The following is a 22,238-nucleotide window of genomic DNA, read 5'->3' as shown; positions in this document are numbered from 1 at the left end:
AGAATTTTTCAAGCTATTCTGACGGAATTCCAAGAATCTCACGAATTTCCTCAACCGATAAGCTGGATCGTGTTTCCGTTCCATCTAAAATCGTCGAGACCAAGTGTCTTTTAGAAGCTTGCAGTTCTTGGATTTTTTCTTCAATCGTGCCCCGGGTAATCATGCGGTAAACTTCAACATTTTGTTCCTGTCCCATTCGATGGGCACGTCCAATAGCCTGGTCTTCCACTGCAGGATTCCACCACAAATCGACTAAGATGACCGTATCGGCACCAGTGAGGTTTAATCCGACCCCTCCAGCCTTCAAAGAAATGAGAAAAGCATGGCGCTCACCTGCATTAAAGGCATTGGTCATTTCTTGACGATCTTTAGCGGGAGTGGAACCTGTGATTTTAAAGGAGGTCATGCCAAGCTGGTCAATTTCCTGCTCTAGGATATCCAGCATGCCTCTGAATTGAGAGAAGATCAAAACCCGGTGTTCGCCATCCTTGATTTGCCCCAAAAGATCTCGAAGGCTCTCCAATTTCCCACTATCTCCTTGATAGTCCTCCATAAAGAGGGCGGGGGTATCACAGATTTGGCGAAGGCGCATGAGGCCAGAGAGAATTTCCACCTTGCTCCGATTTAGTTCTTCCTCGCTAGAGCTTCGAACCCGATCTTGAATTTGTTTTAATTGAGCCAAATAGATCGTTTTTTGACTTTCATCCAACTCATTGTGGTAGGTTGTTTCAATTAAGTCCGGTAATTCTTGGAGCACTTCATCTTTTTTCCGTCTCATGACGAAAGGTTTGACAAAACGCGCAATGGTCTCAGGACTCAATTTTTGAAATTCTCTTTTAGCTGGGAAGAGCCCTGGAAGGACAATTTGGAAAATAGACCAGAGTTCACCCACATGATTTTCAATCGGTGTCCCAGATAAGGCAAACACATGCGGAACCTCAAAGCCACGTAAGTGTTGGGCAATCTTGGTTTGGGCATTTTTCATGACCTGGGCTTCATCTAGAATCAAGTACTCATACTGATTCTTCTGGTATTCCTCCACATCTTGACGGAAAGACGCGTAACTAGTGATAACTACCTGTGGATTGGTTGCGATGAGTTCATCTCGGTGTTGCTTGAGACCATAGACGACTGCCACTTCCATCTGAGGAGCGAATTTTGAAAATTCTTGTTTCCAATTGTAGATGAGACTAGATGGAGCTAGAATCAAGATTTTAGTTTCTTTTTTTGCAACACTGGTCAAGAAGGAAATAGTCTGCAGGGTTTTCCCAAGCCCCATATCATCCGCTAAAATACCACCAAAACCATAATGATTTAACATGGAGAACCATTTGACCCCTGTTTCTTGGTAATCCCTTAGGGTCGCTTGGATTGTCATCTGAGGGAGTTGGAAGTCTTCTGGATGAGTCAAATCATGAGCTAAATTTCGAAATTCTTCTGAAAAATGAACATTGTCTTGATCTGCCAACAAATCAGATAGCTGATAAGCGGCAATCCGGCGGGCTTGTAGTTTCCCACCCTTGCTCATTTTCGCCCGCAGATCTGCTAGGGCTCGACTGATTTTCTTGGTTTCTTCATCAAAAACAAGGACCTTCCCTGTATGGCTGACAAAATAATCTTCTTGCCCCACTAAAGCTTTGAGGACCTGGTCCACTTCAGCTGGATCCACACTTTCAAAGTCAAAACCGATCTCCAGTAGACTGCCATTGGTTTTAACATCAATTTTTGGGCGCTCCACTTGATAAAGATCTAAAAGGCTATCAGAGAGGGTAATCTCTCCTAAGGCTTCAAAAGTCGGGATCTGTTGGTGAAAGAATGGATAGATTTGCTCACTTGATAAAGGACTTCTTTGGGAAGAAAAGTCGTCTGTAAAGCCTGCTGCTAGCATGGTTGAAAAGACTTCTTGCTCCTTATCGAAATCACTAGAATAAGGAAGATTGAGAAGTTCCTCACGCGTGGTCACCACACGATCCTGGTATTGAAAGACAACATCCAGTAATACAGTCTGATCCTGTGCTAGATCAAAATGAAATTCCGGAGTGAAATCGTGGATTAAAAAGCTGGTCGGTGCGGTTATTTGTCCCAGTTTTTTGAACTCTTTTAAACTATAGGAAAGCTTTGTTTGGTCCGTTGGATCAAAATGCAGGCGTTTTTTGCGATCCTGATCCATTGGAAGATCTTGGATGGCCTTCCATAGGGTTCGCTGTTGGGGCGTCAGGTGATAGAAGACACCATTTCGAAACAGGTAAACAGCAGACTCGACAACCTTCACTTGTGGCTCAGTAATGATCAATTCGTAAAAATCACCATGGTCTTCCACCTGAAAATGAAAGAGATCTTCCTCCCCATGGACATCCTGAAAATAGACTTCAGAAAAATCATACATGCTATATTGCAAAAGGAAGGAATCCAAATTCATTAGTAATTCTACAGCTTCTTCAAAGAGAGTCGGTGGAAAATAAAGATGGCGCCCAGCATTGGGAAAGAAATCTTGCTCTTTTGATCCACTATCTGTGACCAAGCCTTGTAGGAAATTGATCACATCCTGACTAGGACCATCAAATTCTAAGTAAGAAATAGGTTCATAGTAACTTTTTCCAATTGCAAAATGGCTTTCTTTCTGAATGGTCTGCAAAAAAGCTAGTACATCTCTGATCACATAAGAGCGCTCGTCTGGCAAGCGACGAATGCGAAGGGTCCACAAGAATTGACCAGAGTATTCATCCTCCTGCCCGACTGCTGATAAGACATAGCGTGTTTCTTTCTTTTCGATTTTTGGAAGGACCTGGTCTAAAAACAAACTTCCAAAAGAGACCTTCTCCTGCGTTTCTTCAGTCGCCGTGGCGTCTTCTTCAAGACTTGCAAGAGCTGCTTTCCCACTGTCATCATTCTTCAAAAAAGCTTCCACAGCTGCTAGATGTGTACAGAATTTTTTCTTTTGAAAGAAAGCACAGCTACAAAAAACAGCATCGTCGTCCAAACTGTACCGCAAGCTTTCTTCTTCCACCCGAAAATATAGGTATTTTTCTTTTACTTCCTGAAGGGAAACTTTCCCAGCTTCATAGAGAAGGCTCCCTTGTGAACGAACCTTCCCAGGAATTAATTTTGCCATGTTTACCACCTTAGATTAATCCCTTTATTATACCATATTTAAGATAAAATTAGAAAAGATAATTTTACTATTAAAAGGATTTTAACTTACTTTTAGAAAAAAACTGAGACAGTCTTGTCCCAGCTTTTCACCTGATTTCGTAATAGAGTTACCTCAATCAGCTATCCATGATTTTTCTCTTTTAACCGTCTGAGCGAACAATAGACAGAATAGCTAAATAGAGAGGAGAAAGATCCCGATAGCCCACAAAAAATACGACCTATTTTTTAATAAAATCCCCAACAATAGGATCAAGAGCTCCAAGCTTACGATCGAACCGAGAAACAAGAGATACAGATAGATTTTAAATAATAAGTACACAAACCTAAAGCTCTCATGATCTTCATGAGTTTACTCTACTCATCCTTAAAAAAGCATAAGGAATAAAGAATATCCGGACTATGAAACTATGCATCTGACTATCCTCCACTTCATTTTACCAGCTTATTAAAAAAAGCAACGCTTTTGCGCTACTTTTAGTTGTTTTCATAGTTGGAAGAATGAGCGTTTTATCATTTGAAATATCCTTCTCCACTTTGATCCATTTGTCTCATATTCCCTACTTCCGTTTTCGCGCAATCAAATGGATTGGAGTTCCTTCAAAAACAAAGGCCTTGCGAATTTGGTTCTCCAAGAAACGGAGGTATGAGAAGTGCATCAGTTCTTCTTCGTTAACAAAGACCACAAAAGTTGGCGGCTTGGTTGCCACTTGTGTCGCATAGAAGATCTTGAGACGTTTTCCTTTGTCGGTCGGCGTTGGATTAATGGCAATGGCATCCATAATCACATCGTTCAAGACAGCTGAAGGAATTCGTGTATTTTGACTCTCACTGATCTGTTTAATCATCTCTGGCAACTTGTGCAAGCGTTGTTTGGTTAAGGCAGAGACAAAAACAATCGGCGCATAAGAAAGGTATTGGAATTGATCGCGAATGTCATCTTCCCACTGCTTCATGGTATGGTTGTCTTTTTCAATGGTATCCCATTTGTTGACAACAATGATCATACCTTTACCAGCTTCATGAGCAAAGCCAGCGATCCGTTTGTCATACTCCCGAATCCCTTCTTCGGCATTGATAACCATCAAAACCACATCTGAGCGGTCGATGGCACGCATGGCACGCATGACAGAATATTTCTCAGTGTTTTCATAGATTTTACCAGATTTGCGCATACCAGCTGTATCGATCATGGTAAATTCTTGGCCATCTGCATCGGTAAAATGGGTATCGATGGCATCCCGTGTGGTTCCAGCAACAGGGCTTGCGATGACCCGGTCTTCTCCAAGGATCGCATTGATCAAGCTTGATTTCCCAACATTTGGACGACCAATCAAGCTAAATTTGATGATATCTGGATTTTCTTCTTCTGTGTCATTCGGAAGATTTTCGATGATGGCATCGAGCACATCCCCAGTTCCGATCCCGTGGACAGAGGATACCGGTAGTGGCTCGCCCAGTCCTAAGGCATAAAAGTCATAGATATCATTGCGCATCTCTGGGTTATCCACCTTGTTGACTGCAAGAATCACCGGTTTATGGGTCTTATACAAGATACGAGTGACATATTCATCCGCATCCGTGATCCCTTCTTTTCCAGAAACAACAAAGACGATCACATCTGCTTCGTCCATGGCAATTTCTGCCTGATGCTTGATTTGCTCCATAAATGGGGCATCTACGTCATCAATTCCCCCCGTATCGATGATACTAAATTTTCGATTCAACCACTCAGCTGTTGCATAAATGCGGTCACGAGTGACTCCTTCTACATCCTCAACGATGGAAATCCGCTCACCGGCAATCCGGTTAAAGAGTGTAGATTTTCCGACATTGGGACGGCCTACAATCGCAATAGTTGGTAGGGCCATGATTTCCTCTTTTCTAATGAAAGGCGAGACCTCGGTTCAAGAACGCCTCTCTTCATTTCATAATAGTTTGTGTTTTTCTAGTAGTTTTTTGGTCTCTTCTTGTTCAGGTTGACCAAATTGAGCTGCAAGGCGCTCGCTCCAGCTGTCTGTTGCACGCGCTCCAGCATAATCTGCCTGAACCTTGTCATAGGCAGTCACAACTGATGGGTCTTGTTCTTGGTATTCTTCTTCAAAAGCAACCTGCTCCAATGGCAAACGTGGTTTCACTGCATGCTGCTGATTAGGTACTCCGAGAGCAATCCCAAAAACAGGATAGGTATAGTCTGGCAGACGGAAGAGTTCTGCGACTTCTTCTGAACAGTAGCGCAACATGCCGATAATCACTCCACCATAGCCGAGACTTTCAGCTGCCAATAGCGTATTTTGAGCTGCTAGAGCCGCATCCACTGAGGTGATCAGTAAGTTGTCCACCCCTTCAGGATGGAAATCCTGCTCATGAAGTTTGACAGCTTTTCCAGCGCGGTTTAAATCCCCAACAAAGAGGAGAAAGACGGCTGATTGGCGAATCGCTTCTTGAGGAAGAAAGTCGTAAAGAGCTTCTTTCTTTTCCTTGCTTTTGACCACAATCACAGAATAAGACTGAAAGTTTTTCCAACTTGATGCCATCTGCCCAGCTGATAAAATTTCCTTGAGGTCAGCTTCTTTGATGGCTTCTTCCTTAAAACGGCGAACAGAAAAATGAGATTTCATTAAACGGATGGTTTCATTCATCGGCGATTGACTCCTTCCAGATGGATTTCCTTGGCTAAAAATTTCACGCGCTCCATGACCCGTTTGGCCTGCCAGGTTTCATCTCCATTACGCGAAGCTGCAAAATGACGTTCCAACTCTTCAAAATTAAAGTTAGAAGTAAAGAAGGTTGGGAGATTTTCCTGCATTCGGTGCTGCAAAATCACTTGTAAGATTTCATCTCGCACCCAGGCTGACATCTGTTCCGCACCTATATCATCGAGAATTAAAATTTCGGCTTTTTTCACCTGATCGACGGTTTCTTTGACCAAGCCTGAACTGATGGCATTTTTAACATCGATAGCAAAACTTGGAAAATGAAGTAGGGTAGTAGAGGCCTGGCGTTTTTCGGATAAATCATGAGCCAAGGCTGCCATCATGTAGCTCTTTCCTACTCCGAAATCACCATAGAGGTAGATCCCCTTTTGATATTCAGGATAGTTGGCCACAAAATTAGCTAATTCTTCAAAGGCCTCAAATCGCCCCTTATCATCGAGTTCCACCTTGGCTAGACTCGCTTCTTTCAAGGTTGAAGGGAGATTGATCAAGTTGAGACGTTGGTTGATCGCAGCTCGTTTTTGGGCTTCGATTAACTCTGGCGTTTCCTCATAAGCGACATCCGCATAGCCTTCATTCATGGTGAGGATGGGCTTATAACCTTTGGCAATATAATCCGGATCTCCCAATAAGAAACGGTTGCGTTCACTAATGTATTGATTAAATTTTGAAATACTCCGTCGAATTTCTTGTTCAGACAAAGACTGGTCCTTGATAAAGGCAGCCACTTCTTGGTCTGCCAAGATCTGTGCGACCAAATCCTCATAGTTAAATTGACGCGCACGGTTCATGTGAGACATGGTTTGACCTACACTTTCCATCTACTCACCTCCTTGATTCAGTTTTTCTAATAGGCGTTGTTTCTCTTTAGCAAGATCCACCTTTTCTGCTTGACTGGTTTGATTTTGATAGTTTGGTTGGCTCCACTTGGGAACATTGCTGTTCTTGCCCTTGGCTGATGTAGGACTCGTCCCCTTGTTTCCTTGAGCTTTAGCTTGTTCCTGGCGTTCTCGAACTTTTAAAATCGCTAGTTCTGCACTGTTGACCCCTTGATAAGAAAAATCATTTCCCACCTTCAAAGCATACTTTTCATTGAGATTAGCAGACTGGGTCTTGTTAAAGGTCAACAACAAGATAATATTGATCACCTCGTCTAGTAAGCCTAGATCAGCTAACTTGGATAATGTCTTGCGTTCGCTCTGCGTAATGGTCGCATTGCGCGCCTTCTTAATCTCTGCTAGAAATTGTAGGCTGGATTTTGCCTTAGCTTCCCTCAGAATGGTTTCTTCCTGACGGCTATAGGACATGCGTGGTTGCTCTTGGCTCGCCTGAGCCAACTTTTGCTTCATTCTCTTTGGAGAGACAATCCGGTCTACAGCTGTTTCTTTCGCTAAAAGATAAGTTTCATACCAGGTCCATTGTTGCTCTTCTGCGATGGCAAAGAGGGCTAGGGTTGCTTCTCCTTCATCCACAAAACGAAGTCCATCACGCCCCATCATTCGCTTAAACATCTCCATATCAAACTGCTGTTTCTTACTTGGAAGAACAGTCACCTCCCCAGCATCTAGTCCAAAGACTTGCGAGAAGGAAACTTGCCGTCTAGTCCCTAAAGAGCGTGCTGGGAGCAGATCCTCCACGGCCTTTTCCCCAATCTTTTTTTCAAGCAAGCGTTTGAAAACAGCATTCGAAAAAAATTGTTCTGAGGCAAGAGGAGCATGTAACTGGATGGTGATCCCAACTTCTTCCTCATAGAGATCGATCAACCCCATAGCAATTAAGCGATCAAAGGCGAGTAGCAACTGTGGAAATCCTATATTTAAGTGATTGAGGATTTGAGCAAGTAAATATTGTTTTTCACCCTGATCATAAGAGGCGAGCAGATAACGATAAACTGCTACTGTTTCCGTCTCCAAAATAGGCAGGTAATACTGCTCCAATGCAGCCCCTGCCGGTGGAAGAAGATTATTTTTTAAAAATGCGAAAGGCGTATTGGGCTTCATCTATTTTTCCTTTTTCTTCTTGGTTCCCTTCGTAATTTGTTTCAAGAGGGTCTCTAACTCACCGACATCCTTGAAACTCCGGTAAACACTAGCAAAACGGACATAGGTGATCTCATCTAGATCTGCTAACTCATCCATGACCAACGAACCAATATATTCACTGTTGATTTCATTATCACTTTGGCTGCGAACCTTTTGCTCGATCCGGTTTACAATTTCTTCGATTTCGTCACTAGAAACAGGCCGTTTTTGAGCTGAGCGGATAATACCATTAAAGATTTTATCACGAGAAAATTGCTCGCGTGTCCCATCCTTTTTGACGACCACTAGAGTCCGCTCTTCCACTCGTTCGTAGGTAGTAAAGCGATAATGGCACTCTTCGCATTCCCTGCGACGACGGATGGTATTCCCATCTTCAGCTTGTCGACTATCCACCACACTAGACTTACTTCCACCACATTTTGGACAACGCATTTGCTACCTCCTTAAACTGTTTTAACACTTCATTTTACCATAAATTGAATCGTAAAGAAAGCAGAAGAACAGGAGAATCCCCTATGCTTGCTCCTCATTGATCCATAAAAAAGAGTCGAAGGACGATTGAATAAAATCGTTTTCCTTTCGACTCTCCATTTATATTAAAGTGATAATTCGGCTTCTAAGCCATAGTGATCACTGACATGGGGTTTGTTTTGATCATCAAAAATGACATGTAGACGCTGGATGTCCCATTCTGGACTTGCAAAGACGTAATCGATTCGCAATGGAACTTGATTATCCGTCCAGCCATCGATTCCAGGACCTACAGTATAAGTCCCCTTTGTTTCTTTAGCTTCGATAAAGCTGTCTTGAAGCTTAAGGGAACTGGATAGAATCGTCTCATACCCTTCTTGACCGGCAGGATTATTGAAATCACCAGCTAGAATAAAGGGTTTGCCTACTTGGCTGAAGTAGTTCTCAATGCGTGGCCACTCAAATTGGAAACCTTTGTCCCACCAAGAAAGATGGACGCTGGCAACAGCAATCTCTTTGCCATCTACACTTGTATGGGCAACGGCTACTCGACGAGTATGGTAGTCCGTTGGATCATCCATATTGGATACCAAAATCTCATCCGCCTTCAAGGGTTGACGCGAAAGAACGGCCACACCCTCATTGAGGTGATCATAGCCAATATGGTTATAAGCCCAAGTCCAATAATAGTGGAGTCCTTGAGCAGCTAACTCTTCTACCAATACGCGAACAAAGTGATCTTTGTGAATGGCTACAGCTGATGGCAAGGCTTGATAATACTCATCTGTTTCGACTGCTTCTGAGCCCATTTCTTGATTGACCTCTTGGAAACAGATCACATCATATTGCGCTTCCAAAATTTGTTCCTTGAGGGTTTCAAATTTTTGCTGAGCATTCTCTTCCATCCAACTATGGGAATTTAATGTTAAAAATTTCATCCCCTGATTTCTCCTTCTCTCCAAATCAAGAAACGGCAAGAGGCCGGGTGCACTGCCCCAACCTCATTTTCTTTGCCGATGTCTTTTATAATTCTACTGTTGCAACTGGCGCATTTGCTGCCAATTTACCAGTATGTTCGACCTTAACGGATTTAATCGCATCTGCATTTGTGAAGACAACAATTGTTGAAGTTTCACGACCAGCTTCACGGATCGCATCAAGGTCTGCTTCTACCAAGAGGTCTCCAGCAGCCACTGTTTGACCTTCAGAAACTTTAACCTCAAATGGTTTTCCTTCAAGACTAACAGTATCTAGACCGATGTGAACCAAGACTTCCAAACCATTATCTGTTACCAAACCAAGGGCATGTTTGGTTGGGAAGACGCTAGTAACTTTACCAGCAACTGGTGAAACGATGTGGCCATTTTCAGGCTCAACCGCAAATCCGTCACCCATCATTTTTTGTGAGAATACAGGATCTTTCACATCTTCGATGTTGATCACTTCACCATCTGCAACGGAATGCACTTCATCAGTTACCCCTTTAAAGGTTGCTTCAGCTTTTTGAACTGCTGTCATTTGGCTAGGAAGTGTTTCAGGAATAACTTCACCTGAATCAAGAACGTCTTGGATATCAGATTTCAATACGTCAGCTTTAGGTCCGTAGATCGCTTGGACCCCTTGTCCTTTCATGACAAGACCCATAGCGCCTTCAGCTTTCCATTGTTCTTCTGTTCCTACTTTTTCAGCATCCTTAACGGTTACACGAAGACGAGTCATACATGCGTCAACGTCGACGATGTTAGCACGTCCACCAAGAAGGTTGATAATGTTAATGACTTGTGAGCTTGCTGAGCTTGTAGCAGCACCTGCTGCTGCACCATCTCCTGCAGGGGCATCATCATTTTGTTCATAGTTACCGTTACGTCCTGGAGTTGCATAATTGAATTTCTTAATCATGAAGTTAGCAATGAAGTACATGATAAAGGCAAAGAGGACTGTTACCCATACAAAGTTAAAGATATCTAATGCCAAACCAGCGTTGATGGCCATTGGGGTACGTGTCAAGAACTCGATTGAACCGAATGAGTGGACACGAAGGTGAACCAAGTCAGCCATTGCAAAGGCAGCACCTTGAACAAAGGCGTAGATCAAGTACAATGGTGTTGCAATGAACATGAACATGTATTCAATTGGTTCTGTAACACCTGTCAAGAATGTAGCAAGGGCAGTTGCAAAAAGCATCCCTTTGTATTTTTCTTTCTTATCTGGGTCCACATTGCGATAGATAGCAACTACAACCCCCATCAAGATACCAAATGATCCAATCATTTGACCAACTTTGAAACGAGCTGGTGTGTACGCATGAAGCAAGTGTTGGTATTGGCTAGGATCTGCCTTCTTCAAGTTAACAAGGTCTGTTACCCAAGCTAACCAAAGTGGATCTTGTCCAAATACAGTTGTTCCTTTGGCAGCACCTGTAAGAACTTGGTAGCTACCACCCAATTGAGTATAGTTGATTGGAATGGTCAACATGTGGTGAAGACCAAACGGCAAGAGAAGACGTTCCAAGGTACCAAACAAGAATGGTGCCAATACTGGAGCTGTTGATTGTGAGTTGGCTATCCAGACACCGAATCCATTAATTCCTGATTGAACCACTGGCCACAAGGCTGCCAAAACCAAGGCTGTAAGAGCTGAACGAACGATAACAACGAATGGGACAAAGCGCTTCCCGTTAAAGAAAGAAAGGGCTTCTGGAAGTTTACGGTAGTTATAGTATTTATTGAAAGCAGTTGCTCCAACAAAACCTGAGATAATCCCTACAAACACCCCCATATTAAGTGCCGGTGCCTCAAGGACACTAATGAAGTAGTCTGCAACTTTAATTGATCCACCTAAGATCGTATGAACGGTAGCATCCTTATCAGCCAACATTGCAGATGTAACTCCAAAAACTGCACCGGTAATACGGTTAATCAAGATGAAAGAGAGACCAGCCGCAAAGGCACCCCCAGCACGCTCTTTGGCCCAGCTACCACCGATAGCGAGTGCAAAGAGGATGTGAAGGTTACCGATAACCCCCCAACCGATTTGTTCGAGAATCCCACCTGTAATAACAAGTGGAGATAAATTCGGGTTGATCATAGGGATTGATTTCCCGATTGAAATCATCAACCCAGCAGCTGGCATGACAGCGATAACGACCATCAAGGCCTTACCAAACTTCTGCCAGAATTCAAAGCTAAATAAACTTTTGAATGATCCTTTATTCATCATTCAACCTCCTTATATTGTTTAAGGCTTTTGTTTTTAAGAAAACGTTTGCGCTTAATTTGTTTCTAGTATACCACATTTTAAAAATTTGTAAAGCCTTACATTCATTTTTTTCTCTAAATTTTATCTTTTTTTATCTTTTTTTAGCCAAATCCTTTTTTAAACCCATCCTTTCCAAACGCAAACGTTTCCCTTGAGTCATAAAAATATTCGAACCCTCTAAGGGTTCGAATATTTTATTCTAATGTGTCTTGCATGGCATAGCCAATCCCACGAACGGTCTTAATATAGCTTTTTTGACCGGGTAGATCAATTTTCCCACGGAGATAACGGATATAGACGTCCACAATATTAGTCTCACCTGTACTCTCGTACTTCCAGACACTTTCCAACAACTGATCTCGTGTCACCACCCCTTTGCTTCCCATCAGAGTCGCTAAGAGATCATACTCTCTGCGGGTTAAACTAATCATGTCTTTCCCACGATAGACGGTATGGTGTTCCACATCAATGCGCAAATTGCGGTATGATGTTGGGATTTTCATCTGGCTACAATGTTGGTCAATATAATCACGTCCTCTAAAAATGGCTGTGATCTTATCTACCAAATCGCTGATAATAAAGGGTTTAACCATATAGGAAACGGCAAAGCGCTGAATACTCTCTTTGTGCTCAGCAATTTTTTCGCGGCTATCCAAAACAATCAAAACAGAAGCTGGGCGAATCCGACTGATTTCCTCTGCGAATGTTTCACCAGACATATCTGACAAATCGTAATTAAACAAGATCAGATCATATTTGGTCGCAGCAATCAAAGCCAGACCCGCTTTTCCATCCTCGACCACATCAACTTGATACCCTTCTTTTTGAAGTTCCAAATCAATGAAGCGCGCGATTTGCTTCTCATTTTCTACTAGTAGAACTCGTTTGACCATAGAGCAAGATTATTTTTCGTCGTACCAAGAATAGTGGAAGGTACCTTCTTTGTCTTTACGTTGGTATGTGTGAGCACCAAAGTAGTCACGTTGTGCTTGGATCAAGTTCGCTGGAAGATCCGCTGAACGGTAGCTATCGAAGTAAGTGATGGCTGCTGAGAAGGTTGGTACAGGTACACCGGCTTGAACAGCAAGAGCTACAATGTCACGAACTGATTGTTGGTACTTAGCAGTGACATCTAAGAAGTACTCATCCAATAGAAGGTTAGCAAGATCTGCATCGCGGTTGTAAGCATCTGTGATCTTTTGCAAGAAACGAGAACGGATGATACATCCATCGCGCCAGATAGATGCGATGTCCGCAAATGGCAAGTTCCAGTTGTTTTCTTTAGAAGCAACACGCAATTGCGCAAAACCTTGTGCGTAAGAGATGATTTTTGAGAAGTAAAGGGCTTGACGAATTTTTTCGATCAACTCAGCCTTGTCTCCTTCAAATTTGAATGCAGCTGGTTTTGGAAGAACCTTGCTAGCATGTACACGTTCTTCTTTGTAGGCAGAGATGTAACGGGCAAATACTGACTCAGTGATGAGTGACAATGGCACACCAAGGTCAAGCGCTGATTGGCTAGTCCATTTACCAGTTCCTTTGTTTCCTGCAGCGTCCAAGATGTAGTCTACGATTGGTCCATCTTGACCTTCGTCGTCTTTGCGTTTCAAGATATCCGCAGTGATTTCGATCAAGTAGCTGTCCAATTCACCCTTGTTCCATTCAGTGAAGATTTCAGCCATGTCTTCTGCAGAAAGTCCAAGCAAGTGTTGCATGAGGTCATAGCTTTCTGCGATCAATTGCATATCCCCGTACTCGATCCCGTTGTGGACCATTTTCACGTAGTGACCAGCTCCATCAGGACCGATGTAAGTCACACATGGTTTTCCATCTTCAGGCGCTTTTGCAGAGATTTCTTCAAGAACGTCAGCTACCAAGTCATACGCTTCTTTTTGCCCACCAGGCATGATTGAAGGACCTTCAAGGGCACCTTTTTCCCCACCAGATACACCAGTACCGATAAAGTTAATCCCTGAGTTCGCCAACTCTTCGTTACGACGGATGGTATCTTTATAGAAAGTGTTTCCTCCGTCGATCAAGATATCACCTTTATCCAAATGTGGAAGAAGGGCTTGGATGGTTGCGTCAGTACCAGGTCCTGCTTGAACCATGAGCATGATACGACGTGGTTTTTCGATTGAGTTTACGAAGCTTTCGATATCATAGCTTGGCACAAAGTTCTTTTCAGGATGGCAAGCAACAACATCTTCTGTTTTTTCTTTACTACGGTTATAGATAGCAACTGTGTATCCACGAGATTCAATATTAAGGGCAAGGTTACGACCCATTACGGCCATACCAACAACACCAAAGTTTGCTTTTGTCATGTGACACTCCTCTTTATAGTTTGCCTATATTCTACCATTTTTTGACATCAAATGAAAGTAGAAAATCATACCCTGCCCCTTCATGTAGAAAAGATAGCCCCTATCTACTTTGAAGCAAAAAACAAAAAGTGCCTGAGTTACAGTCCTCAGACACTTTCTGATGAATGACATTAATCTTCTTTTGAAGCTAACTCTTCTGCTTCAATGACCGGTTGTTCTCCTTCTTTGAGTTTGTTGACCGTCATATTAACTCCAAGAGCTCCTGCTAGCAATTGACGAATATCAAATCCGGCTCCTTGAGAGACTTGGTCGATACTTTGCATAATATCTCCCACCATCTTAGAAGCATTGCCTTCCCCGTACATGGTGATCTTATCAACCTTGGTTAATGGTTCTGCGACAGCACGCGCAATTTCAGGCAACTTGTCAACGACCATTTCAGTAATGGCTGCTTCTTGCATTTTCTTCATCGCTTCGGCCTTTTGGTCCAAACCTTTGGCTTCGGCTTCCAGTTTCAAGCGAATGGCTTCAGCCTCGGCACGACCTTTAGCCTCAATAGCTTCGGCCTCTTGCAATTGGGCAAATTTCTCAGCTTCGGCTTGAGCTTTTCGAGCTTCGGCTTCTTTTTGTGTTTCGAAGAGTTCTGCTTCCGCCTTGCGTTGGCGTTCAATCAATTCTGCTTCTGCAGCTTGTTGACGCGCATATTTTTCAGCTTCAGCTTGTTTGCGGATGTTGGCATCCAATTCTTGCTCACGAACCTTAACTTCGCGCTCTTTGACTTCCGCTTCTTTTTCCTGTTTCATGATATTGGCTTCGGCTGCCACGCGCTCTTGTTCACGACGTTGCACTTCTGCCTCAATCCCTTTAGCGGCATCTGCTTTTGCTTGGGCAATATCTGCTTCTTGCTTGAGGGCTGCTTGTTTGAGTTTTAATTCGTTTTGTTTTTGCGCGATTTCAAGATCGGCAGCGACGCGTTTGTCGTTGGCCAATTTATCTTGTTCTGCTTCGACTTCCTTGCGTTCGCGTTCTGCTTTGGCTTTGGCAATCAAGGCATCTTTCTTAATGGTTTCAACATTTTCAATCCCGAGGTTATCGATGACTCCCCCTTCATCAGAGAAGGATTGAACCGTAAAGGCGATGACTTCTAGACCCATTTTAGCCAAGTCTGGTGCTACGTTATCTTGCACTTTTGAGGCAAACTCTTGACGGTCATTGACCATCTTACGGAGCTCCATCTGACCGATCACTTCCCGCAGGTTTCCTTCCAAGACATCTTGAACAGAGTTGGAAATATCTGTCGTATTCCAGTTCAAGAAGTTTTCTGCAGCCCGGGCAATCATTTCATCGGTTGTACCAATTTTTAATTTAACAGCCGCATCGGCACGGACGTTAATGAAGTCCAATGTTGGGACTGCTTCTGACGTCCGAACATCTGTCGAGAATTGCTCAATATCAAGATAAGAGCGTTGTTCGACAAAGGGAATCATAAAGCCAGCTTTCCCACGCAAGTGACGTTGCTTCCGAAGACCGGTAATGACCACGACTTCGTTGGGTTTAGCGTTCACATAACCTTTAACAAGCAAAATCAAAATAATAACTGCGACTATTAGGCCGGTAATCAACCAACCTGGAATAAATAAAGTATCCATACTTTTTCTCCTTTTTAGAGGTCTCCCCTCTGTTGTTTATTAATCCTAGTATATCAAAAGAAGGCCTTTCCTCAAAGAAAAGACCTGTATTTATGTCTAAATTTATCAAATGCAATCTCTAGCTTATTCTTCGTCAAACAAGCCATTTAGACCGGCGAAAGGACTGTTTTCTTCTTTCTTAATCGCTTGAGCGGCTTGGTATTCTTCTTCGGATAGGATTTTCCAATCATTGCCTTCAATAAAACCTTGTCCAGCCTCTTCTTCTGGAGTGAGAACCTTGAGAGGAATATTGAGCAGGATATTATCCGCTACGCTTTCACTCAGGTCAATCTTCCCACCTTCGATTGGAAGGATCAAGTCTTCCTCTAGGGCCTCGATATCTGCGTCAGACTGTACATCCTCCGCAAACACCTCTGTTACAGGATAGCTCTCTTGAAGCTCAACAGGCTCCATGCTTCGGCTAGATGCCAAAACGATGGTATAGCTCAACTGGTAATTCAAGACATAGAGGCCTGTATCATAGGCTACTCGTCCTGTCGCTGTCACATTCTTTAAATCAAGAATTTCTGGATTACGCTTTTGCAATTCTTTGAGCAAATCCAACTCTTGATCAAAGGCTAGTCCTTCAGGATTTTTACGGATTTCTTGTGTAAATAGGTTCATTCTTTTGTCCTCAAATCTTCTAGATACTACTAGTATATCATGAAGCTGCCCCTCAACCAAGAAGTCTCCTCAAAAATTTGTTATAATCATGAAAAAAGATACAGTAACTAGGCCAATTGGTGTTGTACACAAGGTCCCACCATCTCTTGGACAAAAGAGGGTCACTTGCTAGGGCATTGAGCAATGTTAGATAGAGGAGAATTCATGAAAGATATCGGAGCAGTTTTTCGGCAAATACGTGAAAGTCGTCACATCTCTTTAGAGGAAGCTACAGGTGGCGAATTTTCGCGCTCCATGTTATCTCGATTTGAAAGAGGAGAAAATGACCTGACCACGCAACGGTTTTTTCAGGCTTTGCAACAGATCAAAACCAGCCTCAGTGAGTTTTCTCATCTAGCAGGAATCGATCAGCACTCCTTTATTCCCAAATTGTTGAAAGAGCACTATGAAAACATGAGCTTGGAACACGATCAAGACTTGTACCAAAGCTACCAGCAAGCCTATCAGAAATATCAGAAAAAAGAAGACTTCTTAGCCAGCATTATTCTCAAAGTCCAAATGCTTGGCTTCTATCCTGAAGTAGAGCTCACCGCTAGCCAAGAGGAACTCGATTTCCTCCATGATTATCTCTTCTCTGTCACAATCTGGGGAAATTTTGAATTAAACCTGTTTTCTCTGACCTCTCCACTTTTCTCTAGTCAGCTCTATCGACAATACACAGAGGAGTTGGTCCAAAGGGAGGATTTCAAGCTTCTCCTAGATTCCTCTCGTCCTGCCATCAATTCTATTTTCCTTAATGGCTTTTTTCTGGCCATTAGTTCAAATGAATTTGAAGATGCATGTTTTTTTGACCACCTAATTAACGACCACTTTTACTCTGAGAACGAAGCCTACCTTCGGACGGTTTATCTCTACGCCAAAGGAGAATTTCTCTATCGAAAGGGAGAAAAAGAAATCGGTCTTGAAAAGATGGAACAGGCCATCCAGGTTCTCTCTATTCTGGATTGTAAGGACAGTGCCAACTACTACAAACAGGGCCTGCAAGAACTGATCAATAAATCCTAAAAACTCACAGATCTACTCTGTGAGTTTTTGTTGAAAATATGCAACATTAATTTTTTCTTGCTTTTTAGGTTTACAATAGGACTATCAAGTAAAGAAAGAAGGTTCTTCCCATGATGACCAAACTAAAAAACCACTTCCTCCGCTTTCTTCTCTCACATACCAGCGTTTATCTGAAGGATCAGGAACTTCTTCTCTCTGATGATGAGAAACTAGACCTCTTCAAACAGATCGTTCGATCTATCAAACAAGTCCTAGCAACTGATCACGTGAAGGAGGAAGGCTTATGAAACTCTTAGCTCGTAATAAAATTTTTGCCTTACTCAGCCTTTCTCGCTTTTTGAATACCCTTGGTGCTGCCATCTACAATCTGGTCTTTGTGGTCTTTGCTGCCAGCATGCCGCAACCGAGTCTGGCTGTTGGAATTGCTAATCTGATTGTGTTTATTCCTAGCCTCTTTACCATTTTTGTCGGGATGAAGGCTGACCATACGAAGAAAAAAGCTAACTGGTTGATCCGCATTGGCTATCTTCAAGCCATCCTCTTCATCCTTATTGCGCTCATGACCAAGATTCCGGGTTACCTTGCCTTTTCGATTGTTTGCTTCTTAAACATCGTTTCAGATTGTTTGAGTGATTATCGCGGAGGCTTGCAACTCCCTATCATGAAAAAGAATATCCCCGACGAGGATTTGATGGAGGCCTATTCCTTCAATCAACTACTTAGTATGGTCTGTTCGATTTCTGGACAAGCTCTAGGTGTTTGGTTGCTAGCTATCAGCCATCAAAATTTTGCTCTGGTCGCTTCGATCAATGCATTGACTTTTCTCCTGTCTTCCACTTGTCTCCTGATGAGAAAAAAGCAGCTGACACATGATCCCGTCGTTGAGCTCAAAAGTAAGAATTCTTTGGTACACGAATGCCAAGAGATGTACCAGAACGCCAAAAGTATTTTTGCAGATGAAGATGTTCATCACTTTGGCAAGTTGCTCTTCTCATTGGTTCTTATCAATGCCCTAGGGGGATCCATCTCTGGCATCTACAATCTGCAACTGCTTGACTCCCCCTTCTTTCAGTTGAACTTTAGCCAATCTCTCTTGATCTTAGAGGCTGTAACTATTTTAAGCATGGTCTGGGCTAGTCTGACACCTCACGATTATTTTTCCAAGCAAAGCCTCCATCATATCCTCCTGTGGATAGCAGGTGGGCTGACTATGCTTGGGCTCACAAATATTCTGGTGCACTGGGATTTCTTTTCCCTCCTACTCATCACTTTCCTTGGTTATCTTGTAGCAAAAATCAACCCAAAAGTTTCCAGTCTTTTAATGAGTAAATTACCCGCTGAAAAATTAGCTTCTACCTCTAGCTTTTTGGGACTGATGGTCAGCTTTGCCATGCCCCTTGGAACAGCTCTTTTTTCTAGTCTAGCTATCTGGAGCCTTCCCCTAGCTTGGGGGACCTTTGCTATTCTTGGTTTCACTACCCTCCTCTTAACAACCAAATAAAAAATCCACCGTTTGGTGGATTTTTTTTACATTTTTCTTAGGCGAGCTACCCGCTCAGCAATGGGTGGGTGGGTATAAAAGAGTTTTTGCAATCCGGATTCTTTTTTAGGATCGTTGATAAAAAGAGCACTGCTCGCATCATCGACATGTCGTTGCATTGGTTCACTATTGTCTAGCTTTAACAAAGCATTGATCATCCCTTGAGGATTCCGCGTCAATTCAACACTTGAAGCGTCTGCTAGGAACTCCCGTTGACGAGAAATGGCTAACTGGACCAAGGTCGCTGCTAATGGCGCTAAAACGATGGCAAGCAGGGAAAGGATCAACATAACAATCTCCAAACCACCGCTACCTTCTCGATCATCGTCCCGGCTACGGCCACCGCACCACCACATCATCCGGCCACCAATGCTAGAAAGCATGGTGATGGCACTTGCAAGGGCAACCGCAATCGTAGAGATGCGAATATCGTAATTGCGAATGTGGCTGACTTCGTGTCCGATGACTCCCTCCAATTCCTCACGGTTCATCACAGCTAGAAGACCTGTCGTTGCTGCAACAGCAGCATTTTGAGGATTAGACCCTGTCGCAAATGCATTCATAGAAGGATCATCCACAATATAGACCCGAGGCATGGGTATCTGGGCTACCATGGCCATATCTTGGACAATATGGTAGAGTTGAGGGGCTTGCTCTTCCGTTACCTCACGCGCCCCATTCATCCGCATGACAACTTCGGTGGATTGAAAAATCATGCTAAAGGCATAGATACCCCCAATAATCAAAGATAGGATGACGCCCCCAAGGGAGGAGCCTAACCAGAGGTAACCAACGGCTGCTCCGATAAGAGCTAAGAGTATGAAAAAAGCAATAAGGAGAATCCAGGTTCTCCTTTTATTGCTTGCAATTTGGTCAAAAAGCATATTAGTCTCCTAATCCGCTAAAATCCACCTTTGGTACAGCTTTTTCTTCTTCAGGCACTTGAAGGAATTCGGCTTGTCTGAAGCCAAACATTCCAGCAATTACGTTTGTTGGGAAAGTTTCCAATTTCACATTGTAATTGCTTGTGACACTGTTGTACAATTGACGGGCATAAGAAATTTTGTTTTCTGTATTGGTCAATTCTTCTTGCAATTGCATGAAGTTGGTGTTAGCCTTCAAGTCTGGGTAGTTTTCAGCAACCGCAAAAATGCCTGCCACTTGACGTGAAAGAGCATCACTGGCTGCCATCGCTTCTGCAGGTGAAGTAGCTTGAGCCACTTGTTGGCGAAGTTGAGTCACTTTTGCTAGTGTATCTCCTTCGTACTTGGCATAGCCTTTAACGGTTTCGATCAAGTTTGGAATCAAGTCATTTCGACGTTTCAATTGCACATCAATTTGACTCCAAGCTTCGCGAGTCTGCATGCGGCTTTTCACCAAACCGTTGTAAACTCCTACTACAATCAACACAAGGACCACAATGATCCCAAGAATAATCCAAATCATTTTATTGAATTCCTTTCATTTCTTTCTACCAGTATATCAAATTTCCCTTATTTTGTGGTAAAATAAAAGCATGAAACCAGAAGAATTTTATGTCCGTTTAGCCGACCTCGGCTTTCCATTAACTGATCGTCAAAAAGAGCAATACGAACGGTATTTTGAGCTCCTCGTGGAATGGAATGAAAAGATTAATCTCACCGCCATCACCGAAAAAGACGAAGTCTATCTCAAGCATTTTTATGATTCGATCGCACCCATTTTACAAGGTTTGATCGAAAACCAACCCATCCGTCTCTTGGATATCGGAGCTGGTGCTGGCTTTCCCAGCCTACCAATGAAGATCCTATTCCCTGAGCTGGATGTGACCATCATTGATTCCCTCAATAAGCGGATCAATTTTCTCCACTTGCTGGCTGAAGAGTTAGGTTTGAGCGGAGTTCATTTCTACCATGGACGTGCGGAGGACTTTGCGCAAGAAAAGGCTTTTCGTGCCCAATTTGATATCGTAACTGCCCGCGCTGTTGCCCGCATGCAGGTCCTCTCTGAACTGACCATCCCTTACCTGAAAGTAGGAGGACGTCTTCTTGCTCTCAAGGCCAGCAATGCTCAAGAAGAGTTGGAAGAAGCCAAAAATGCCCTCAATCTGCTCTTTAGCAAGGTTGAAGACAATTTACAATATGAATTGCCAAATGGCGATCCACGCTATATCACTGTAGTCGAAAAGAAAAAAGAAACACCCAATAAATACCCAAGAAAAGCAGGCATGCCTAATAAGCGGCCATTGTAGTAAGATACAAAGGGCTAAGAGAATAAAAGTCAAATAAGAGGCTGGGACAAAAGTCCTAGCCTCTCAATTATTTTTGGATTGTCGAGCAAGACGCAGTGGTTGAGTGGGCTCTACTACGCTAATTTCATCAGCTTTTACAGCCCTACTCAACTGTGAGGAGGTGGGACGACGAAATCGAATTCTAACGAATTACCGATTTCTGTCCCACTCTCTTTTTTATTTTTGTTTCAATTCTGTTCGCAGGGCTTCTTGCTGCTCTTTTGTCAGATGAACGCCCTTACTTGCAACAATCTGGCTAGAGACTTTGTTGGCAAAGCTTAAGGCTTGCGCGATGTCTAAGCCTTCTAGACGAGCGGATATAAAGGCTCCTACATGGCTATCTCCAGCGCCTACTGTATCGACGACTTCTGTTGGAAAACCGTCTGCCTCATACCAGTTGCCATCATAGGCAACCGCTCCGTTTTCACCCAAGGTGACAATGACTAATTGTCCCGTTCTCTGATACAAGTGTTCGATGGCTGGCTGGATCTCTCTACACCCTGAAAAAGCCAGTGCTTCAGCCTCATTAACATGGAGAATCGGATGCAGATCATAAATTGCTTCCAGTCGATCCTTTGGAATCAAGTGTCCGCGTGGCCCAGGTGCGAAAATCACCTGGCCTTCTAGTTGCGAAATAGACTGGACCAATGCAAGACCGGTTGGCTCCTCGACTTCAAGGCCACACAAGTAGATGTAATCAAACCGATCTGTCTCGATCTCTTTTAGCCACTCTGCTTGGAAGCTATACTCCACTCCGTGGTCCGATAAGAAGGTCCGCTCACCATCAGACTCTACAAAGCAGTAACAGCAACCATTGGCCCCTTCTAATGAGATGCTAGAGGAAATTCCTAATTGTTTCAACTCTCTCCGAATAAAATCACCATACATCCCAGAACCAACTGGCGAGACAAACTGGTAGGGTTGCGACAAAAAATGAAGGATATTAACGACATTAAAGGCACAACCTCCCACAGACCATTGCTGGTGATCAATATGGGCATCTCCTTCACGACTTGGCAAACGATCCAAGTAGATCATCACATCACAAACTGTAGAACCAATAATTAACGCAGCTGTCATCTTTTTC

Annotated in this window: 19 protein-coding genes; 4 read left to right on the top strand and 15 right to left on the bottom strand. The window is 43.2% G+C overall.

Going from position 1 to position 22,238, the window contains the following annotated elements; all coding sequences use genetic code 11:
* Positions 1-13: 13 nt before the first annotated feature.
* The 12 genes from NFR56_RS04160 to NFR56_RS04105 all read right to left on the bottom strand — a co-directional run bounded on the left by NFR56_RS04160 (position 14) and on the right by NFR56_RS04105 (position 16,277).
* On the bottom strand, positions 14-3,112 hold the full coding sequence (locus tag NFR56_RS04160; RefSeq protein ID WP_118227887.1) for a pilus expression-regulating Snf2 family helicase: 3,099 nt from the start codon (positions 3,110-3,112) through the stop codon (positions 14-16).
* Positions 3,113-3,710: 598 nt separating this feature from the next.
* Positions 3,711-5,021 carry a ribosome biogenesis GTPase Der gene (der, locus tag NFR56_RS04155; protein ID WP_031575509.1) on the bottom strand — a complete coding sequence of 437 codons (1,311 nt, stop codon included), beginning with the start codon at positions 5,019-5,021 and terminating at the stop codon, positions 3,711-3,713.
* A gap of 57 nt (positions 5,022-5,078) precedes the next feature.
* Positions 5,079-5,792, bottom strand: a complete 714-nt coding sequence (locus NFR56_RS04150) for a nitroreductase family protein (RefSeq protein WP_049492441.1) — start codon at positions 5,790-5,792, stop codon at positions 5,079-5,081.
* On the bottom strand, positions 5,789-6,688 hold the full coding sequence (gene dnaI / locus NFR56_RS04145; RefSeq protein ID WP_003008404.1) for a primosomal protein DnaI: 900 nt from the start codon (positions 6,686-6,688) through the stop codon (positions 5,789-5,791). Before dnaI ends, NFR56_RS04150 begins: the two co-directional genes overlap by 4 nt.
* A complete protein-coding gene (locus tag NFR56_RS04140) occupies positions 6,689-7,867 on the bottom strand; it encodes a replication initiation and membrane attachment family protein (protein WP_049492437.1) in 1,179 nt (392 codons plus the stop codon).
* Positions 7,868-8,341, bottom strand: coding sequence for a transcriptional regulator NrdR (gene nrdR / locus NFR56_RS04135; RefSeq protein WP_003005476.1), 474 nt, complete (start codon positions 8,339-8,341; stop codon positions 7,868-7,870).
* A gap of 164 nt (positions 8,342-8,505) precedes the next feature.
* A complete protein-coding gene (locus NFR56_RS04130; RefSeq protein ID WP_049483337.1) occupies positions 8,506-9,318 on the bottom strand; it encodes an endonuclease/exonuclease/phosphatase family protein in 813 nt (270 codons plus the stop codon).
* 85 nt (positions 9,319-9,403) lie between these two features.
* Positions 9,404-11,599, bottom strand: a complete 2,196-nt coding sequence (locus NFR56_RS04125; protein ID WP_118095474.1) for a PTS transporter subunit IIBC — start codon at positions 11,597-11,599, stop codon at positions 9,404-9,406.
* 233 nt (positions 11,600-11,832) lie between these two features.
* The gene (locus NFR56_RS04120) at positions 11,833-12,531 is read right to left on the bottom strand and encodes a response regulator transcription factor (RefSeq protein WP_049492430.1); all 699 of its coding nucleotides are present in this window, start codon (positions 12,529-12,531) and stop codon (positions 11,833-11,835) included.
* 9 nt (positions 12,532-12,540) lie between these two features.
* Positions 12,541-13,965: an NADP-dependent phosphogluconate dehydrogenase gene (gndA, locus tag NFR56_RS04115; protein ID WP_049472054.1), complete on the bottom strand. Its 1,425-nt coding sequence runs from the start codon at positions 13,963-13,965 to the stop codon at positions 12,541-12,543.
* 170 nt (positions 13,966-14,135) lie between these two features.
* Complete coding sequence (locus tag NFR56_RS04110) at positions 14,136-15,614, bottom strand: flotillin family protein (protein ID WP_003005145.1); 1,479 nt, start codon at positions 15,612-15,614, stop codon at positions 14,136-14,138.
* 123 nt (positions 15,615-15,737) lie between these two features.
* Complete coding sequence (locus NFR56_RS04105; protein WP_251457882.1) at positions 15,738-16,277, bottom strand: YceD family protein; 540 nt, start codon at positions 16,275-16,277, stop codon at positions 15,738-15,740.
* Positions 16,278-16,481: 204 nt separating this feature from the next.
* Here NFR56_RS04105 and NFR56_RS04100 point away from each other — a divergent pair, with 204 nt between their 5' ends.
* From NFR56_RS04100 to NFR56_RS04090, 3 genes are all read left to right on the top strand, one after another.
* The gene (locus tag NFR56_RS04100) at positions 16,482-17,342 is read left to right on the top strand and encodes a helix-turn-helix domain-containing protein (protein ID WP_251457879.1); all 861 of its coding nucleotides are present in this window, start codon (positions 16,482-16,484) and stop codon (positions 17,340-17,342) included.
* Between the two features lie 110 nt (positions 17,343-17,452).
* Positions 17,453-17,629 (top strand): hypothetical protein, encoded by a 177-nt coding sequence (locus NFR56_RS04095; protein WP_162837396.1) that lies wholly within the window; start codon positions 17,453-17,455, stop codon positions 17,627-17,629.
* Positions 17,626-18,843, top strand: coding sequence for an MFS transporter (locus NFR56_RS04090; RefSeq protein WP_251457876.1), 1,218 nt, complete (start codon positions 17,626-17,628; stop codon positions 18,841-18,843). The genes NFR56_RS04095 and NFR56_RS04090 overlap by 4 nt, the downstream gene beginning before the upstream one ends.
* Before the next feature lie 26 nt (positions 18,844-18,869).
* Here the strand turns inward: NFR56_RS04090 and htpX are convergent, their stop codons facing one another.
* Both htpX and NFR56_RS04080 read right to left on the bottom strand, forming a co-directional pair.
* Positions 18,870-19,766, bottom strand: coding sequence for a zinc metalloprotease HtpX (gene htpX, locus NFR56_RS04085; protein ID WP_251457873.1), 897 nt, complete (start codon positions 19,764-19,766; stop codon positions 18,870-18,872).
* A gap of 1 nt (position 19,767) precedes the next feature.
* Positions 19,768-20,328, bottom strand: a complete 561-nt coding sequence (locus NFR56_RS04080) for a LemA family protein (protein WP_049472048.1) — start codon at positions 20,326-20,328, stop codon at positions 19,768-19,770.
* Positions 20,329-20,398: 70 nt separating this feature from the next.
* Between NFR56_RS04080 and rsmG the strand changes: the two genes are divergently transcribed.
* Positions 20,399-21,112, top strand: coding sequence for a 16S rRNA (guanine(527)-N(7))-methyltransferase RsmG (gene rsmG / locus NFR56_RS04075; RefSeq protein WP_251457870.1), 714 nt, complete (start codon positions 20,399-20,401; stop codon positions 21,110-21,112).
* Between the two features lie 216 nt (positions 21,113-21,328).
* On the opposite strand, the gene NFR56_RS04070 is transcribed toward rsmG, so the two are convergent.
* Complete coding sequence (locus tag NFR56_RS04070) at positions 21,329-22,231, bottom strand: carbohydrate kinase family protein (protein ID WP_070588741.1); 903 nt, start codon at positions 22,229-22,231, stop codon at positions 21,329-21,331.
* Positions 22,232-22,238 lie beyond the last annotated feature (7 nt).

This window comes from Streptococcus caecimuris (assembly GCF_943193075.1).
Lineage (GTDB): Bacteria > Bacillota > Bacilli > Lactobacillales > Streptococcaceae > Streptococcus > Streptococcus caecimuris.
The sequence above is the reverse complement of the archived record's forward strand: the minus strand, read 5'-3'. Positions and strand labels throughout refer to the sequence as shown.